Consider the following 20,107-nt stretch of genomic DNA (forward strand, 5'->3'; position numbering starts at 1 on the left):
GTCCGAAAGAGCATTAAATTATTAACAAAGCATCGTAATAATGTGAAGTAAATGAAAGAATGGGAAACTGTTTTTCACAAGAGTGAAGGAAGGAAAAAAATGGATAAGAGTACCTCTTCAAACAGGAAAAAAAGTAGCCTTGTTAAATTATTCATAGTGGTATTTGTGCTCTTTGCGTTGGGAACATTTTTGGTAAATGAGACTATGACCTATCTTGCTCAGACACAATCATACCATGAGGAGTGTGTGGCTGATTTAAGAAGGCTTACCACACATCTGAGCAAGCTGATCCAGAATGAGGGGGACGAGTTTATCAATCTGAAAGCCTGGTACAAGGAGCATCCAGACATGGTGCAGGTCCCTGTCGATTTTAGGAGCGACCTTCCTGTAGCTCAGATGGCCTTCTATGATTATATTGCGGAAAAATATCCCGGGAAAAACTATGGAACAAACCTTTCATTTGACGAGCTTGATCTGGAAGGTCAAAGGCTGTATGTGAATTATTCCTTTGATTATTGGTTCACCATTTTCTTTGATGCTGTAGATGATTTTGAATTAAGCTATGTGTATTTTATCTATCCTGAGAATGAACAGGAACTCAAGATGAACTACATGTTCGATCCAACTATGGAAACGACAACGACTGCGGATGGCAGGGAAATTTTAAAGCTGGGTGATGTCGTCTATGAGGATCCGGCAATTCATAAGTACATGTGGGAAGCCTGGAATACAGGCGTGACTCAGGATGGCTTTGATTCGCTGGATAATAATTTCGGGCATGTCTATACCTATTGCGTTCCCCTTGTGATAAATGGAGAAAAGGTTGGACTTATCTGTTCTGAGATCAGTGTTGAATATGTCAATTCCGAAATATGGTCCAACGTGGTAAAACAGGGTATTGTGACAGCTGTTGTTTTGATACTGTTTACTGTTGTTTTGTATATGCTTCTCAGTAAGGAAATTTTGGAGCGTATTATCAGGGTTGAACAGGGAATTAATGAGTATTCTGAGAAAAAAGATCCTGCTTTATCCGAGAGCATAATCAAACATGCCGGCAGGATGGATGAAATCGGTGTTCTTGCCACGAGCTTTGGAAGCATGATCACAGAGCTTGAAGAGCATATGATTAATCTTCAGAAGGTAACAGCGGAGAAGGAACGTATTGACGCGGATCTTAGTATAGCCAATAAAATCCAGGCTGATATGCTTCCTAAGATTTTCCCGGCATTTCCGGATAGGACCGATATCGATATCTACGCTACCATGGATCCTGCGAAAGAGGTGGGTGGAGACTTCTACGATTTCTTTTTGATTGATGATACACATCTTGCGCTTGTTATAGCGGATGTATCAGGGAAAGGCGTTCCGGCAGCCCTTTTCATGGTAATTGCAAAGACACTTATTAAGAACCGTCTGCAGACCGGTGAAGCTCCGGCAGAAGCATTAGCGCATGTTAATAATCAGCTGTGCGAAGGAAATGACGCTGAGCTCTTTGTTACGGTATGGGCTGCGGTTATCGATCTTAAGACAGGAGATGCACTGGAAGTAAATGCAGGTCACGAGTATCCTGCAATCAGAAGGCGTGGTGGCTCTTACGAGCTTGTAAAGACAAAGCATTCACCTGCCGTGGCTACTATTGAAGGCCTTAAATTCAGACAGACAGAGTTTCATATGAATCCGGGAGACAGTCTTTATGTTTATACGGATGGTGTTACAGAAGCCACCGATACTCAAAATGAACTGTTTGGCGAGCAGAGAGTTCTTGATGCACTTAACCGTAATCCGGATGCAGCTCCGAGAGATCTATTGCCGGCTATGAAGAAAGAAATCGACGATTTTGTAGGAGAGGCACCTCAGTTTGACGATATTACAATGCTTGGTTTCGTTTATTTCGGAGAGGGCAAATAAATGACCTATAACTATAGTGTGAGCAGGATGGCAGCCCTTTGCAGGCAGAGAAACGAAACCGTTATGGCAAGCTATGCCTATGGCGGGGTGAACTTGGACACATTTGTATTATTGCAGGCAAAGAAAGTGATACACAACAGGCAGGTTAGAGCGCTCATCGAGGCTGATGATTACGAAGAATCTGTCTTGTCACTGACAAAAGAGCTTCTTGGCGATGATGCGGCTAAAGAGATGAAGACATCTCTTGAAAAGAAAGTGATATGCAGTGCAGACCACCATGGTTCACTATACTGCTCGCAGTTTCTGCAGGGGGACATGCTTTTTGCTCTTTTGCTTGAAAAGCTTGGAGAAAAAAATCCGGCAGTGCCCATATTGGCAGCAGGTCAGGTGGAGCTTGAAAACTCTACCTATTCACGGGGAATCTGCGCTTACTCTTTGCGTGATAATAAGCAGTTTATACCTATTTTTCCTGCAAAATACAGTGTTCAGCTGGCATCTCATGCTGAGCCTGTTTCACAGGAAATGGTGGAACGCTTTAAAAAGCGTCTTGGAGATGCTAAGGTTACGGAAATACAAAAACGAACATTAAACGAAATATGTACTGATATATATGAAAACGATGAAATAAGAAATGCAAAGGATTTTTCATCTCAGACAACTTTGATAGGACAGAAACTGATACCCCGCCTATTTACAGACAAGGCTCCGATGTTTACATATCTGGAAATGGAGACGGTAGTACAACCTCTTTTGCTAAAAGAGCTGGAAGATGAATCATCGATTGTTTATAAGTTTCTTTATGACAGAAACATCAGAGAAAAGGTAGTACGGGAAAAGTTTGAAGACGGGTTATCTCTTGGAGACCTTCTTTTTAGAGCAGCGGATGAAAAAGGCAGAAAGATTATGCTAAGCCTTAATGAAGACGGTACTTTGACGGGAAGGGACTGGAGGAAGGAACCTGTTAGTTTTAGCACAAAGAAAGATGATCTTACTGCTCTTTTTAAAGAGAAGAAAGTGTTCCCCGGTGTGTTTACAGAGGCGCTCATTCTTTTCTTTGAGAGAGGTATAACCTGGATGGGCGGTATGTTTCAGGCTTCCTATCTTCCTAAGTGGCAGGAGATGCTTACCAGGGTTTTGGAAAAGTCTGAGCTTACGAAGGAAGCTGAAGTGATTTCAGCCTACGATTGCACGGGATATATATGCGGTCCCATGTTTTTGCTACACGGTGGAGATGATTTTGCTACAACAACAGGACCTGTAGAGCTATGGGGGAATCCGATTTCTTTTGAAAGGGTAAGAGAGCTTTCAATGAAGACCGGACTTTGGGATGCTCATATGATCGGCCTTTCGGAAATGTATTTTGACCTGGTACTAAGGGATGAGAGAGAGTCTGAGTGGTACAGGAAAATTGCAGAGGAAGTTTTCAGGATTTATCCGGGTAATGTGGTGACTAATGAGAGAAGATAAAGCGGCATGGATGGAGATTTACGGCGACGCTTTAGCCTATAACATAGGTGTAGTGCGCAGTCGTCTAAAAGAGAATACAAAGATTTGTGCGGTCATCAAGGGAAACGCCTACGGGCATGGACTTATTGGTGTTAAAAAGCTGCTGTCTGCAGGTAAGATGTCTGATATGACAGCTGTGGGAAAAGTCAGTGAGATGCAGCGTGTTTTCAGAAAGACCGAGGATGACGGCTTAGATGTACTTCTTATCGGCATGGCTGATGACAAAGAAATCGAGTGCCTTCTTAAAAAGATAGGAGAAAAGGCATGCCACGCTGTATTCTCCATCTACAATATGCGGCAATTTGAAGCATTAAATTCACTGGGAATAAAACTTGGGAAAAAAATAAGAGTACACATTCGTGTTGACGTATGGGATTCCGGAATGGGCCTTGGATATGACTGCTTTAAGGAATCTGAAAACGAACTTTTTGAGGCAGAAGGAATTGATGTTTGCGGTTTATACGGGCATCTTTATTCTGCTTACAGTAACGACAGGAAGGAAATCTTTAAAGAGCTTCAGGATTTTGACGAGCTGGTAAACGGTATCAGCGATGAACATAGAAAGGCTATTATAGTGCATGTCCTTAATTCATCGCTTGTTTTTACTTTCCCCGAATATTCTTATGATATGGTCAGAGTCGGAACAGCTATGTATGGTCTTAGCTGTGGTGCTGAAGGTCTATTGAAGCCTGCCATGAAAATATGTACCAGGATTTTTGATGTACGTGAGATAGATGGGGCAATTCCTCTTAACTATCAGGCGGCAGATAATAAATCCGGTAAAAGAAAAATAGCAAGAGCCATGATCGGTTACTGTGATTGTCCGCTTCTTCTTACACAGAACAATGTACGGATAAGGATACATGATAAGGTCTATCCTCTTGCTGATGAAAGCTGCATGGATAATCTTTGCATTGATGTTACGGGAAGCGATGATGTGGCTGTGGGCGATACCGGAATTTTACTTGGTGAAAACGGTGTAACCGAGGAAAGTATCCTCCTTCGAAATCACCTTGATTATGTGCATGGAGACTGGCTGACCATAACTGCGGAAAGATTGGAAAAGGTATACATATGATGAAAAAAACAAGATTTCTTTGCGTCTTATTTGTCATACTGATGGTGTTTTCTATAATCCCCTATGGCAGTGTGAGGGCAGCGGAGGTTAGTGGTGACAGAACAGATACTTTTCTTGAGACAGCTCCCAATGTACCGAAGGGAACTCCGAAGAGGAGATTTTGTATCGTTTCATATGATGAATATATACCCTTTAGCAAACAGCTTTATTATATTCTTTCAGGACTTGAGAGCCTTGGATGGATAAAGGAAAACAGTATCCCGTTTACAGCTGAGGACATTGAAAAAAAGAAAATATACGTGGATGAAATGTACGGGCTATTGCAGGAAGCAGATATTGGTGACTACATCGAGTTTTCGGAAGGAGCCTGCTATTATCTTGCCTATGAGGATGAAGACAAAATTGCTTCGGATATTAAGAAGCGTGTAAACGATGGAGATATTGATTTTATTATAACTACGGGTACCAGTGCAGGAGTTTTTGTAAAAGAACTTGGGCTTAAGGTGCCTATGGTAGACTTTTCAGCTACTGATCCCGTTTCATCCGGAATTATCGATTCTGCAACCGAAGGGACGGGAAGCCCTTATGTGTGGGCACAGGTCGAGCCGTCTTTGCCCCTCAGACAGCTTAAATACTATCATTCCCTAAAGGCTTTTGACCACCTTGGAGTGATCATTTACGGTGATGAGACAATTTCAGGTGTGCCGGATATTGAGGCTTCATCTAAGGAAGTCGGTTTTTCAATCGTTAAGTACAATATCGACGAGCAGCCAAGAGAGACAGCAGAGGAAAGAGATGCGTACTACAAAATGGTAGAAGACAAATTCCGCAAGATGGCAGAGGAAGATATTGATGCTTTTTTCCTTACGGTTGATCTTATCAATGATATGGAATATCTGATGCCATGTCTTAAATATCTGTACGATAAAAAAATCCCTGTATATCTTATGGATGATGTGTCTGTTATTGAGTCCGGCGCACTTATGCTTATATCGGCAAATGATATGGAAAACGTAGGACTTTTTGTGGCAGATGTAATTGCCAGGACTTTAAACGGCGCTGAGGTTGGGAGTCTGCCCTGCGTTTATACAAGTGCACCGAGTATTTATGTAAACTATGAAATTGCCAGAGAAATAGGCTATCCTTTGTCTTTTGAGTTCCTGGCAGCGTGCGATCGGATTTTCACAGTGAAAAGGGAGACGCCATGATTAAGAGAAGAGATACCTGGATGTATCTGTTGATATTGCTTTTGGTTGCCGAACTGGCCATAGTCTTTATCTCGGTAATGGCCTTTCTTAACTACCGTACATCGGCACTGAATCTGGAAGAACAGGTTATTTCCAAAATTGAAAAGGATACCGTTACAAACCTTGAAACTGCCATAGGCTTTGGTAAAAGCTTTGAGAATTACTATGGTATGGATGAGGTGTTCGAAAACTTTGACAGTCAGTTGGATGGAACGGTGTCCTTTGTGATCGGAAAAGATGGTGAGCTTATGTACTTCCTCCCATCCGATGACAGGGATGTAGAGAAAGAGATTAATGATTTCATAAGCAGCAGGGAGTTTGCAAGAAAATATGATGAACTTCCCCAAAATGACGGCGGGATCATAAAAAAAGGTCGCAGCGAGGTTATCCTTACAGCTATTCATCAGGATGAGGAAATTCTCGGATATTTTGGATGTCTTTACTCCGGAGAGGCTTTTGAAGAAGGCTTTGAAATTCTGAAAAAAGATGTGGTCGTATTATCAGTGATAGTTGGCGTTATTGAAATGATGGTCCTTGCAATCTTAGTCATAATAATAAGATCGGACAAATTCCTGGAAACAGGTAAAGGAAAAGAAAACCGTAATTTTGAAAAGGCCATTACAATTATTGTAATGACTATAAGCATCATTGTTTTATCAACTCTTTTGATAAACAGATTCCAGAATGATTATATAGGAAAAATGGAGGATTCCATTAAGGTTACCATGCAAAATCTTGAGGATACGATAAGGCGTGTCCAGAGCCAGGGTGTTGACCTCAGAGAGGTGGATGACCTTAAGGACTATATTGAGGAAAGAGTTTATTCTCTTACGATGATCAAATCGGTTCGGGTAATCGATCACATTACTGAATTTAAAAGGACAGATGAAGAATCCGATATTTTGTCTTACGCCATAAATTTAAATGAAAAAGACGGGATTATGCTATTTCTTGAGGCAGAGCTTTCTACTGAAGCAATGAAGAAGGAAATGTACCATATTGTTCTTGTTCTTCTTTCAACAATGATAATCCTGATGATTTTTGTATTTGAGCTTAATAATATTACTGAACTTTTGGTTGATAAGTTTGAAAAATCATCGGGGAAAGGAAAAAGCTTTTCTGAAAAGCAGGTTGGAATTGCCCTCAGATTTTCGGGATTTTTATGCTCTACGGCGGAATATATGTGTGTTCCCTATGCAGCTATGCTAATAAGAGAGAGCGGAGAGTCTGTATTTGGCCTTTCTGTCGGTATGACGGCAGCACTTCCTCTTACCCTGGAAGGCTTAACGCAGATGATCTCAATGCTGCTTCTCCCGCGCTTTGTAAAGAAGTTTAATATACGTGTAATGCTCATTGTTTCAACGATCCTGATGATCATATGCAATGTGACAGCCTTTAGCATGAGTACGGCTTTGATAATAATCCTGTGCAGGGCTGTTGCAGGTATTGCTTATGCGGGCTTTAAGCAGGTTTCAAATTATCTTATCACAAAGGGGTATGAGACTGAGACAGGAAGAAGCGACAATATTTCCCAGGACAATGCAGGACTTCTTGCCGGAGCTACCTGCGGAGCGGGCCTTGGTGCTATTCTTTCAGCAAATACAGGTTATGCAATGACTTTTGTTTTTTCTGCATGTCTGTTTTTCGCATATCTTTTGGCTTCGTTCTTCCTTCTTCCATGGAGAGCTTTAAAGGAAAAGGGAGAGAATTCCGGAGAAGAGGAGAAGCCTGTTAAAATCGGAAGCATTATCAGGATGATCTTTTCATGGGAGATGCTGTTCTATGTGGTAGTAATAGGTATTCCGCTTAATATCGGTGTCATGCTGTGCGTAACACTTATTCCCGCAATCTGTCAGACAAACGGCATTTCTTCTGTCATGCTGTCATATTGCTATATTGCCAATGGTATCGCAGGAATATATATAGGACCCTATCTGGTATCTATGGCAAAGAAGATATTTGGAATCCCGCTATCCATAGCGTTTGCTTTTTCTCTGACTGCAGTCAGTATCTTTATACTCAAAATGCCTCCGCTTCCGCTCATGATAGTTATAACAAGCATGATTTTGGGCTTTTTGGATGGATTTGCCACACCTATGTGTACCGACCAGTTTATGGAACTTAAGGTGGTAAAAAAATCCGTGGATGAATCCTCTGCACTTATTCTTTCAGTAGTGCTCTCGTATGTGCTGCTTACTTTTGCACCTGTTATTGCAGAGCTTCTTCTGATTCCGGAAAAGGGTGTATTTTCACCAATGATGATCGGAGCAGCAGTCTATGCGGTCGCTGCAGTATGTGTATTCTTTTTCAAACGGAAAGCATAGAACGAGCCCCATCTTTTCCACGAAGTAAGCTATCCGTCCATTAACGGTGAAGATGAGCATATGGTCTGAGGGTTAAGAGGGGCGGATAGCTATCTCAGCCCTTCTTTGTCGTGCGAAGTCAGGTAAATAATAGAAAAAACACTAAAAAATGAATGGAAATTTTCAAAAAAAAGTAGACGATGGGAAAATGTATGACTAAAATAATAAATAACACATGATAACACATATATTTTCATATGAGGAGGGTAAAGCATGAGTATGAAAAAAGTTGTAGCAATGGCAATGGCAGGCGTCATGGCTTTTGGGCTTATGGCTTGCGGATCATCGGGAGATGCTGCACCGGCATCGGGAGAATCATCCTCCGGAGACACGATTAAAATCGGTGTCTTTGAGCCTTCTACAGGCGATTCTGCTTCAGGCGGAAAAAAGGAAATTCTCGGAATGCAGTATGCAAATTCTGAGACACCCACCGTTGATATCGACGGAAAGACCTACAATGTTGAACTGGTTATTGCTGATAACGGATCATCAGCAGACAAGGCTCCTTCAGCCGCATCAGAACTTGTCGGCAAGAACGTATCTCTGGTTCTTGGCTCTTACGGTTCAGGTGTTTCTATGGCCGGCGGACCTAAATTCGAAGAAGCAGGACTCGCAGCTATCGGCGTTACCTGCACAAATCCCAATGTAACAGCAGGAAATGATTATTACTTCAGAATTTGCTTCCTTGATAATTTCCAGGCAGACGTTCTTGCAAACTTTGCTATGGATAAATTCTCTGCAAAGAAGGCTTACTGTCTCGGAGAGAACGGAAACGAATACGATCAGGGACTTATTGCTTTCTTCAAGCAGGTATTTGAAGGAGCAGGCGGAGAAGTAATCGCAGACTCATTCCCTACAAACAATTCTGATTTTACTTCATATCTTAATAAAGCAAAGAGTGAAGGTGCAGATGTTATTTTCACACCCGTATCCATCGCTTATGCAAAGCAGATCATGGAGCAGGCAGCTTCACTTGATATCGGAATTCCTTTCCTTGGCTCCGATACACTTGATGACAACATGGTTCTTGAAGCTACAAAGGGTACAAACCTTCAGCTGTTTGTTTCTACCTTCTATCAGGAGGGTGGTTCAGAGACCTTTGATAAAGGAATCAAGGACTATATCAACGGCAATTCCAATGCTCTGACAGCAAACGGCGGTAACGATACGATCTCAGCCGTAACAGCTATGGGTTATGATGCATACTATGTTGCTCTTGAGGCGATCAAGGCAGCAGGCACAGGCGATAAGGCAGCTATCAAAGCTGCAATCCCGGGAGTTAAATGGGATGGTGTATCAGGCTCAATCGCATTTGATGATATCGGTGATGCTGTACGTGATACTGCATATATAAAGACTGCTGATACATCTTCAGGCACATGGGCGTTTGAAAAGGTTCAGACCGGTTCTGCATCTAAATAATGTGAAAGACTTATTCTGCAGAGGAAATCTGTGTCATTAAAAGGCGCAGTACCTCTGCAGAAAAACTAATATAAAGGAAATCTATTTATGGAATATATCATTTCAGTATTGCTTTCGGGAATATCGGTTGGTGGACAATATGCTCTTATAGCAATCGGATATACACTTGTTTACGGAATACTTCGCCTTATCAATTTTGCTCACGGTGACGTATTTATGGTAGCGGGACTCATGGGAATATATTTCACCGCAACTCTTCCTATCGGGGAGTCATTACCTCTTGTTATTCTGCTTACGGTATTCTTGGGATTCACAATCGAGAGAGCGGCATACAAGCCCTTGAGAGATGCTCCGAGAATGTCGGTTATGATCTCAGCTATCGGTGTAAGTTATCTTTTGCAGAATACAGCGACATACATTACAGGCGGACAGCCTATGACTTATCCCACCATACCGTTTTTATCAAATACGGTTAATGTTGCCGGAACACAGACAAAGTGGGTGGTAATCATTACTCCCATTCTGGTTCTTGCACTGGTATTTGCGCTTACACAGCTTATAAACAGAACAAAGGTCGGAATGGCAATGAGAGCGGTTTCAAAGGATTTTGAGACAAGCAGGCTCATGGGAATAAAAATCAACAACGTTATTTCCGCAACCTTTATTATCGGTTCAGCACTTGCGGCAGTAGGATCGATACTGTTCTTTACAAACTATCCTGCAATTACGCCCATGGCAGGTGCAATGCCGGGACTTAAGGCATTCGTAGCCGCAGTATTCGGAGGAATCGGTTCTATTCCGGGAGCTGTCATCGGTGCATTTTTGATCGGAATCTGTGAAACCATCATCAAGGGGCTGCCTTCAGCCTGGGACGTTTCAGTCTTTTCGGATGCATTTACCTTTGCGCTCCTTATCATTATTCTAGTATTCAAACCGCAGGGTCTCTTCGGGGAAGCTGCTACAGACAAGGTATAAAATATGAAGCAGAAACAATTTAATCTAAGAGCATTTATAGGAATTGCAATTTTATTATTGCTGGTAATACTACTTGAAAATCTAAGTGCGATAATTCCCGGACTTCCTCAGGTTTTCCAGCCGACCAGTCCTCTGTTTACGGTTCTGAAAAAGGCGGCGGTTTATTCGCTGGTAGCAGTATCAATGAATCTTCTTAATGGTTTTACGGGGCTGTTTTCACTGGGACAGGCCGGATTCATGCTGCTTGGTGCTTACACCTATGCCATTCTTACGGTTCCTGCCGACCAGAAAGAGCAGGTTTACTACCTTTTCGGAGGATGTGCGTTAAAATCATCAATAATCGATGCCCTTTCAGGGATATTCGGAACAAGTGGCCAAGGCGGAGCAATCAGTATGATACTGGGCTGCCTTATCGCACTTATACTGGCAGGATGCGTTGCTGCATTCTTTGCTTATCTTATAGGAATCCCGGTACTTAGACTTAAAAGTGATTATCTGGCTATAGCTACACTTGGTTTTGCCGAGATACTAAGAGCAATATTCCAGTGGCAAAAGCTTGGAAGAATTACAAACGGAGCCAATATGATAAAAGGCTTCCCCACATTTTCAAGCTTTAATATTACAGATGGTTCCGGAAATGTACTTGTGAGATTATCTACATTTGTACCTTTCCTTATAGCATCTGTTTGTATCGCTATCATAGTCCTCCTTATTCACAGCTCATACGGACGCGCATTTAAAGCAATCCGTGATGATGAAATAGCAGCAGAGGCTATGGGTATCAGTTTGTTTAAACACAAAATGCTTTCTTTTGTAATCTCAAGTTTCTTTGCAGGAGTAGGCGGAGCACTGTTTGCAATGTATGTAGCCAATGCGCAGGCAAAAGCCTTTACCTCTGTAATGACTTACGAGATTCTTCTGATCGTAGTTATAGGCGGAATCGGCTCCGTTAGCGGTAGTGTGCTTGCAACCTTTTTATATGTGGCATGCTCCGAGTGGTGGCTAAGATTCCTTGACAGTGAGCAATACATCGGTGGCTTTAAAGTACCGCTTCTTAGAAACGGTTTTAGAATGGTGGTATTTTCCATAGTTATCATGGTAATAGTGCTGTTCTTCTCACAGGGCATAATGGGGAATAATGAACTGAGTCTTAGCGGACTCATGAAATTGGTGTCCGGAAAAAGGGAAAGGAAACAGTAGGATATGGGAAATGCTTTACGACTTGAAAATGTAACAATGCAGTTCGGAGGCGTTGTCTCTGTTAATAATCTGTCGCTTGAGGTTCCGGAGAACAAGATAATTGCTCTTATAGGACCTAACGGTGCGGGAAAAACCACAGCATTTAACTGTATTACAGGGGTATATCAGCCTACGAACGGACTTATTGAATTCATGGGTAAGCCCATGGTAAGAAATCATCCGCAAGGAAAAGCAGCTAAGAATTATAAAGGTGAAAATGCAGATAAGTACGCAAAAGAAGCAGCTCTTGCGCCCACGCCGGATCAGATAACCGGACTTGGAATAGCAAGAACTTTCCAGAATATTCGCTTGTGGAAGAGTATGACAGTTTTTGACAACGTGCTGATAGCAAAACATCAGCATGCAAAACAGAACGTATTCTCAGCAATTTTCAGAGGTAATCTCGCTGAAGAGAAGCGAATGAGAGAAGAAACAATGGAGCTTTTGGTAGAGCAGGGGCTTGATGCTTACAAGGATGAGCTTGCGGTCAGTCTGCCCTACGGTCTTCAGAGAAGACTTGAAATTGCGAGAGCACTTGCCACAAAGCCGAAGCTTCTTTTGCTTGATGAACCTGCAGCCGGAATGAATCCGCAGGAGACAAATGAACTGGCAGATTTTGTACGTCAGATTCGTGAAAAATACGATCTCACGGTATTTCTTATCGAGCATCACATGGACCTTGTTATGAATATCTCGGACTACATCTATGTTATTGATTTTGGCAGTGAGATAGCCCAGGGTGTACCTGAAGAGGTTCAGAAGAATCAGCGCGTTATAGAAGCATATCTGGGAGTTGCAGGCGAGGAGTAATAGATGAGTGAACAGGTATTACGGATAGATAATTTGCAGATAAGTTATGGGGGAATCGAAGCTGTGCGCGGTATAAGCTTTGATGTAAAGGAAGGAGAGATAGTTACTCTTATCGGTGCCAACGGTGCAGGTAAAAGCTCAACTCTTCGAACCATATCGGGACTTGTTAAACCAAAGAGCGGTAAAATAATCTTTGAAGGTGATGACATTACCGGAAAAGATCCGACATCAATAGTTTCCAAAGGCGTTATGATGGTTCCCGAGGGTCGTAGGATTTTCCCAAATCTTACTGTTTTGGAAAATCTTAAGATCGGGGCATATCTAAGAAAAGACGATCTGGAAGCGGACATTGAGAGAGTATATGGATTTTTCCCAAGGCTTAAGGAGCGTTCCTGGCAGGAAGGCGGTACACTCTCAGGAGGAGAGCAGCAGATGCTGGCTGTCGGAAGAGCGCTTATGGGAAGACCAAAGCTCCTTATGATGGATGAACCTTCCCTTGGTCTTGCACCGATTGTTGTACAGGAAATTTTCGAGATAATAAGGCAGATACATGAGGCCGGAACCACTGTCCTTCTTATCGAACAGAATGCCAATATGGCACTTCATGTGGCGGATAGGGCATACGTTATCGAAAACGGTAAGATTTCCATGGAAGGCACCGGCATAGACCTCCTTCAGGATGAAAAGGTCAAAGCTGCGTATCTTGGAAGCTGAAAAAACTTGTATAAATACTTAAATAAAAATGCGGCAAGGAATCAGTTCTTTGCCGCATTTATTTTTTCCTTCAGTGTGTGATATTCCTCCATGAAGGAGTAATGATTATCCATAATAAATGTAATGTCTTTATTTTTTGATGCCTTCTCAAGATCAAGAGCTTTTTCTGCAAGATCGGCAACTCCCAATGTGCGAAGGTTTCCTTTTATTGAATGCACAAGAATACTGTAGTCGCTCCAATTTCCGTTTTCAAAGTAAGAGGAGAGCTTTGCACTTTTTGTCTCATAATCTATCGTAAAGAAATCCAATATTTCAAAGTATGCATCTGTTCCACCTGCGCAGTACTCGATGCCACTGTCAGGATCGATTCCCGCAGCTTTAAGATTTTCAAGGTCATAGAGCTGATTGCTGTTTTTATCGGAAGAATCTTCCTGCACTGTTCCTGTGTTTTTGGGTTCCTGACTATCCGGCACTTTTTCCTCGAATGCACTCTTTGGAAGATATTTTTTCAGGATAGCAACAAGATTGCTTATTTCGACGGGCTTTGAGAGATAATCATCGAAGCCTTCTTTCATGTATGCTTCCTTTGCACCGACAACAGCATTTGCGGTCAGAACAATCATTCTGGTATTGGTTGCAATAAGACCCTGGCTTAGCATTTCATGCAGAGCTTCTACTCCGTCCATCTGCGGCATCATGTGATCAAGGAAAACCATGTCATAAGTTTTATGTGACATAGCTTCTATGGCTTCCTGACCTGAAGCTACCGCATCCGGATTTATGTGGCATAGCTTTAACAGATTTGCTGCGACCATAAGATTCAGCTTGTTATCATCTACAACAAGGACCCTGGCATTTGGAGCAAAAACAAGGTCTTTATCGGATCGGTCAGTGAGTGAAGCTTCAGGGTTACTTGCAAAATTACCGATAGGCGTTTCATCAATTACTTTCTGATTAATGGTAAAAAAGAAATTGGAGCCTTCACCGTAGGTACTTTGTACACATATTTTACTGCCCATAAGAGTCAGCAGATTTGTGACTATGGACATACCAAGTCCTGTTCCTTCAATGTTGCGGTTCTTTTTTTCATCAAGTCTCTGGAAGGATAGTGACAAACGATCGATATCTTCGGGTTTGATACCTATTCCTGTATCTTTTACAGATACATATAACTTAAGGATGCCATTAGTTATTTCTGAATTTCTTACTGTTAATTTAACAGAGCCCCTCTCTGTGTATTTAACAGCGTTTGTGAGGAGGTTTACTATAACCTGCTTGAGGCGTACATCATCACCAAAGAGCATGCAGGGAAGAGTATCATCTATAGCGGTTATTAATTCCAACCCTTTTTCCTCTGCTCGTTTAGAAATGGAATTTATCAGTTCATTGATCAAAGGCGCGGTCTCGTAGCTGTCAGGAATGATTTCCATCTTTCCGTCTTCGATTTTTGAAAAATCAAGGATGGTGTTTATAAGGGCAAGCAGAGTATTTCCTGCGGAATCTATATTTTTTGCATAATCCATGGTCTGTGCTTCTTTTGTTGTTCGAAGTATCATTTCATTCATGCCAAGCACAGCATTTATGGGAGTGCGGATTTCGTGTGACATCTGAGCAAGGAACTGACTCTTTGCTTTGTTTGCCTCGTTTGCGGAAACCTCTTTTTGTTTTAAGATCATGGCTTCGTATTCACGGCGCATGGAGGTAGTGCGCATTTCTTCCATTTTCTTTGCATTTAACTGCTCGTTTTTGTAACCAAGAAAATAGAAGAAGGAGATTAGCAGGAAAATAATAAGCGAGACCAGAATATTAAAAGTAAGCTGGCGGTTTGTTTCTTCCAGGAGCTCCTTATCACTAATAGCAATAACTACATACCATTGTCCTGTGACGCTACCTACAAAGAGAGTGTAAGCATCACCGTTTAAATGGGTATTTATTGTGCTGTAAGTATCGTCTGAAAAGGTGCCAAGCAGATCGGTCCCGTAGATTTTATTAACATCTTGGCCATTATGAGTTCTGTCATGATCTGCTATGATCATACCGTCATGATTTACAACAAAACAAAAACCCTTGCCGCCGATATTTACATCATCGGCAATGGTCTGTACATGGTTTACTATCATATCAAGTGCTACTACCTCACGGTTCTTATAATCACCGGGCTTCCCACCGTCATCCAATAGCTTACAGATTGTGATAACGATGGATTTTGTCTGAGCATCTATGTAAGGGGATACAATTATGGTCTTACCGTTTGCATCTACAGCAGCTTTATACCAGTCACGGTCTTCAACACGATAATCTGAAGGCGGAACCCATCCCGATCCATCTATGTATTCACCATTAATATATGCATATATACCGGTGAAATTTTCATCGAATTGTTGTGACTGATTTTCTGTCTGCTTGTAGATATAATCGGTGATCTCTTCCTGAGATGCTCCCCGGTGCATCATGATATCAACGGTATCGGCCGTAACCCAGAGTATGGATCTTGCAACTCCAAGATAATTTTCCAAATCTTCCACAGTGGAATATACTTTGGCCTGCCCATCCTCTTTGGCACCTGTCACGGATACCCTGTAAAACAGTTTTGATGTATATAATATAGAGATTATCATCAGTGAAAATGTAATGATGACCGTCAGTACGAAATTGAGACGTCCGCGCCTTACTGCTGCATCCTCGGGCATATCACGCTCAATAGATTTGTATCTTAGCACTATCATAAGGATGAACATCATTATGAATATTACCAATAATATGGAAATGATAAAGAGAGTGGTTGCGATGTTTTTTAGATTAGACGGATCATCAATACCCTCAGGCAGAGCACGTTTCATTTGAATGCCGATATAGTAACCGCCGGTTGTACCAAAGAACATAATTACAGTTATCATAACCTGGAGAAGTATTGTTAATCTTGTTTCCTGTACATTTCGTGCTGCTTTTGATAAGCCCCTTTGTTCATAGCATTTGCTTATGGCAAAGGGGATAAGGATCAGAGATATACACTCAAAAAAAGAAAAGTAGTAATACGGATCTGTCAAAGAGCTGTCCCAATCGTAACAGGAGGAGGTCCACATACCGTATTCAAAGATTATGAATAGCAGAAGTGTTGCGTGAAGCCAGGGAATTTCCCGCTTTTCGGTGTTGTGCATAAAGTAATGGATGATTACCTGCATACTTACACATGCGATTGCTGTGGCAAAGACACCTTCCCAAATATTATTTATAATACCGCCAAAGGGGAGATAAATGAAAAACTGCCATATGCCGAGCGGAATAGGCAAAATTATCATGGGATGGAAGAAGCCCTTAGTGCCCTCCGGTCTCATATGAAGTGCAAAAATGAACATAACAAAATAGCCGATGTTCCAGCCCAAATAAGCCATGAAAGCAGAAACGTCAGGATTTTCCCCCATAACAAGAGTATAGGTGGTCCAATAGTAATCGCTTATCAGGTGAGTCATGAAGAAGACAGAAATAAGGAGCCATCCGCGCTTGGGAGTTTTTACATATCTGAAAAGAGCATAAAGAGTCCCTATGATCACAGCAAGTAAAGTACATACATTTTCAATGGTATCAATGCTCATAGAGTAAGCCCCTCGTATCAGGCAAAAGACGCAAAAACAAAGTGAAATGTAGCTTTATGTATATTGAATTTTACCATAATGCTTAGAACAGAGGATTAAATCTTTTTTACATGTTAATAAAAAGATTATAAATTGTTATCGTATTTTCGTATAAAATTTCACTTTGTATAATATCGATATGGTATGATTTCCGAATTTATGAAGAAGTTCGGAAATCTATGCTATAATCAAAGATGGTTTAAATTTAGACTATGGGGTGAATTTGAAGAATGGTTTATATATCTCTGAATTACTATGTACTGGTGCTTCTGGCACTGGTGCTTTATTATGCATTTCCGAAAAAAATAAGATGGATAGCGCTTCTTATTGCTGACATCACATTCTACGTAGCTTTCTACAAAGCCGGTCTTTGGATATTCCTTGGAACGATTATCATAAGCTATATTGCAGCGGTTCTGATGCAGAGGCTTCAAAAGGGCGGAAGAAAGGCTGCTTTTATCCTTGGAATTTTAGGCGTGGCTGCGCCCTGGTTTCTTATAAAGAATTCAAACTTTGTAATTGCGGATATTCTGAAGATGGATCCCGTCAACTGGATAACGCCTCTTGGGATTTCCTTTTACACATTACAGCTTATCGCATATCTTGCTGATGTTTATACAGGTAAAACAGAGCCTGAAAAGAACATTGCCAAATATGCTCTTTTTGCCGGATTTTTCCCGCAGATAATTCAGGGACCGATACCAAGATATAAACAACTTCAGCCTCAGCTCATAGATGGAAATCTTTTTAATGAGGAGAGATTTATAAAGGGATTTCAGCAGATAATATGGGGCTTTTTCTTAAAGCTTGTGATAGCCGATAAGGCTGCAGTTATTGTAAACACTGTTTTTGATAATTTTCCCGCTTACTCGGGCGCATATATCTGGGTGGCATCATTTTTGTACAGCCTTCAGCTTTATGCAGATTTCCTCGCATGCACCACACTTGCAAGAGGCGTGTCGGGACTTTTTGGAATCGAGCTTATAAACAACTTTAAGAGACCATATTTTTCACTCTCAATCAAGGATTTCTGGAGAAGGTGGCATATATCCTTAAGTGAATGGCTTAGAGATTATATTTATATACCCCTTGGTGGAAACAGGCATGGGAAAGCAAGAAAATATATAAATCTTGTAATAACCTTTCTCTTAAGCGGACTGTGGCACGGAGCCGGTGTGAAGTTCCTGGTATGGGGAGCTATGCATGCTTTTTATCAGATAATCGGAGAGATGACCTTCAATGTAAGGGAAAGGGCTTATGAGGTATGCAGTATTACACCCGAATCCAATAAAAAGAGATGGATAAAACAGACAGGCACTTTTTTGCTTGTTAACTGGGCATGGATTATTTTCAGAGCTGATTCCCTTAACAAAGGCTTAAAGCTTATTCTTCACATGTTTACCGATTTTAATCCCTGGGTACTTTTTAATGACAGGATTTTCACCCTGGGACTTCATTGGAAGGAAATAGTTGTTCTTATTATTTCTGTTTTCATTCTGATCAAGGTCGGGCAGTATCAGGAGCTTGGAAAATCAGTAGGCGATAAAATCTACAGACAGCCTCTTTTAATAAGATGGGGAATTTACATCGCTGCAATAGTGGGCATTATGCTCCTTGGTACATATGGATTTGGCTTTGATGCTCAGGATTTTATCTATGGAGGCTTTTAAATGAAAGAGCATTTTAAATTCGCCATACGGGCGATAGCATTTACGCTAATACTTTGTTTTGTGGTAACTACGGTAAATTATGTGGTAACACCGAAAAAATACTATGAGGATTCCTGGTCGACGACTTCCACCTTTAAAGGATTCTACAAGATGAAAAGGAACACCGTTGATGTTCTGTTTCTCGGCAGCAGCCACGGCGGAGCGGCTTTTAATCCCCAGGTTGTTTATGACAACAACGGAATCAGAAGCTACAATCTTTGCTGCGAGCAGCAAAACCTGCTTGTATCTTATTATTGGCTTCAGGAGGCTTTGAGATTTCAGAACCCTTCTGCAGTAGTTTTGGAACTTTATATGCTCTATACCTTCAATCCTGATGATGCACTTAATACAGCTGAATCCTTTACACGAATGGCAATTGATGCCATGAAATGGTCAGGTGTTAAGTGGAATTGCATAAATGATATTTGTAAATATGATGAGAGTCAGACCGTAAACAGTTATCTTTTCACGAATGAGAGATTCCACACAAGATGGATGAACCTTGCTGAGTCGGACTTTGTCTTCGCAAGTATGGAAAAACATTTTGAGCTTAAGGGTTTTGCTCCACTTGCGGGACGCGGAGGAGTATATCCGGATTATCAGCCATATCTGGAATTCGATCACGAGCAGGTTACTGAAATGCATCCTCTTATGTCAGAGTATCTTGATAAAATCGTAGCTCTGTGCAAAGAGAAAGGAATTCAGCTCATACTTACAAAAACACCAACCACCGGATGGGATACCTCAAAGCATAATACGGTAAAAAAATATGCTGATGAGAATAATCTGGAATTCATTGACTTTAATGAGAATGCTTATTATGAAGCATCAAAATTTAAGTACAGCAGAAATATGAGTGATGACTGGCACTGCAACATCAGGGGTGCAAAGAAACTCTCAAAATACATGGGAAACACTCTTTTGAACGATTATGACGTTGCAGGTATCGAGGATGAGCAGTGGAGCAGTACTAAGGACTATTACAAACAGGTACTGGAGGACTGCGAGCTGCAAAACATAAGCGACCTTGGCAAGTATATCAATCTCCTTGCTAATCCGAGATATACCGTATTTCTCGCAGGACAATCCGATGTATCGTACTGTCTTGACGATGAAGCTAAGGCTGAATTTGCAAAACTGGGATTTGATCTGAGCATGGAAGAGGGCGAAAGCTTTTGCGGAATTAAAAGCGAAGAAATACTGGAGCAGCAACATGATACAGATATGGTAAGATCTGTCGGCAGTATCAGAAAATCCAGAGTAGACTACTCCATTGTTTCTAAGGGTGAATATGCAGGAAACGAGAGCAGCATAATGATTGACAATGAGGATTACTCACTTCATGTTGACGGAATAAATATAGTTGTTTACTGCAACGATACCAGAAGAGTGATCGACCGCGCAGCATATGTTGGCGCACTCTATAGATAAATTCATAAAGCAGCAAATGCCTCATTTCGACGTTGCTCAAAGCAATCGGCAGTTGCTGCTTTCTTCATTTTGA

13 protein-coding genes are annotated in these 20,107 nt (G+C 41.5%); 12 read left to right on the plus strand and 1 reads right to left on the minus strand.

Annotated elements, in window-relative coordinates; all coding sequences use genetic code 11:
- Positions 1-99: 99 nt before the first annotated feature.
- The 10 genes from BV60_RS0108085 (at position 100) to BV60_RS0108130 (ending at position 13,262) form a co-directional block, all read left to right on the plus strand.
- A complete protein-coding gene (locus BV60_RS0108085) occupies positions 100-1,908 on the plus strand; it encodes a PP2C family protein-serine/threonine phosphatase (RefSeq protein ID WP_197029543.1) in 1,809 nt (602 codons plus the stop codon).
- A complete protein-coding gene (locus BV60_RS0108090) occupies positions 1,909-3,375 on the plus strand; it encodes a hypothetical protein (protein ID WP_029320767.1) in 1,467 nt (488 codons plus the stop codon).
- Complete coding sequence (locus BV60_RS0108095; protein ID WP_029320769.1) at positions 3,362-4,492, plus strand: alanine racemase; 1,131 nt, start codon at positions 3,362-3,364, stop codon at positions 4,490-4,492. The genes BV60_RS0108090 and BV60_RS0108095 overlap by 14 nt, the downstream gene beginning before the upstream one ends.
- Positions 4,489-5,700: an ABC transporter substrate binding protein gene (locus BV60_RS0108100; RefSeq protein WP_029320771.1), complete on the plus strand. Its 1,212-nt coding sequence runs from the start codon at positions 4,489-4,491 to the stop codon at positions 5,698-5,700. The genes BV60_RS0108095 and BV60_RS0108100 overlap by 4 nt, the downstream gene beginning before the upstream one ends.
- Positions 5,697-8,063 (plus strand): MFS transporter, encoded by a 2,367-nt coding sequence (locus BV60_RS0108105; RefSeq protein ID WP_029320773.1) that lies wholly within the window; start codon positions 5,697-5,699, stop codon positions 8,061-8,063. Before BV60_RS0108100 ends, BV60_RS0108105 begins: the two co-directional genes overlap by 4 nt.
- A 252-nt stretch (positions 8,064-8,315) precedes the next feature.
- Positions 8,316-9,524, plus strand: coding sequence for an ABC transporter substrate-binding protein (locus BV60_RS0108110; protein ID WP_035777158.1), 1,209 nt, complete (start codon positions 8,316-8,318; stop codon positions 9,522-9,524).
- A gap of 87 nt (positions 9,525-9,611) precedes the next feature.
- Positions 9,612-10,499, plus strand: a complete 888-nt coding sequence (locus BV60_RS0108115; protein WP_029320776.1) for a branched-chain amino acid ABC transporter permease — start codon at positions 9,612-9,614, stop codon at positions 10,497-10,499.
- A 3-nt stretch (positions 10,500-10,502) separates the two neighbouring features.
- On the plus strand, positions 10,503-11,699 hold the full coding sequence (locus tag BV60_RS0108120; RefSeq protein WP_029320778.1) for a branched-chain amino acid ABC transporter permease: 1,197 nt from the start codon (positions 10,503-10,505) through the stop codon (positions 11,697-11,699).
- A 3-nt stretch (positions 11,700-11,702) separates the two neighbouring features.
- Positions 11,703-12,548, plus strand: coding sequence for an ABC transporter ATP-binding protein (locus BV60_RS0108125; RefSeq protein WP_029320780.1), 846 nt, complete (start codon positions 11,703-11,705; stop codon positions 12,546-12,548).
- A 3-nt stretch (positions 12,549-12,551) separates the two neighbouring features.
- On the plus strand, positions 12,552-13,262 hold the full coding sequence (locus BV60_RS0108130; RefSeq protein WP_029320782.1) for an ABC transporter ATP-binding protein: 711 nt from the start codon (positions 12,552-12,554) through the stop codon (positions 13,260-13,262).
- A gap of 41 nt (positions 13,263-13,303) precedes the next feature.
- On the opposite strand, the gene BV60_RS21820 is transcribed toward BV60_RS0108130, so the two are convergent.
- Positions 13,304-16,855, minus strand: coding sequence for a hybrid sensor histidine kinase/response regulator (locus tag BV60_RS21820; protein ID WP_051656589.1), 3,552 nt, complete (start codon positions 16,853-16,855; stop codon positions 13,304-13,306).
- 269 nt (positions 16,856-17,124) lie between these two features.
- Here BV60_RS21820 and BV60_RS0108140 point away from each other — a divergent pair, with 269 nt between their 5' ends.
- The gene (locus BV60_RS0108140; protein WP_029320785.1) at positions 17,125-18,564 is read left to right on the plus strand and encodes an MBOAT family O-acyltransferase; all 1,440 of its coding nucleotides are present in this window, start codon (positions 17,125-17,127) and stop codon (positions 18,562-18,564) included.
- On the plus strand, positions 18,565-20,034 hold the full coding sequence (locus BV60_RS0108145) for a hypothetical protein (protein WP_029320786.1): 1,470 nt from the start codon (positions 18,565-18,567) through the stop codon (positions 20,032-20,034).
- The last annotated feature ends 73 nt before the right edge of the window (positions 20,035-20,107 follow it).

Origin of the sequence: Butyrivibrio sp. AE3004 (assembly GCF_000703165.1) — a bacterium.
In the GTDB taxonomy this organism is placed as follows: Bacteria; Bacillota; Clostridia; order Lachnospirales; family Lachnospiraceae; genus Butyrivibrio.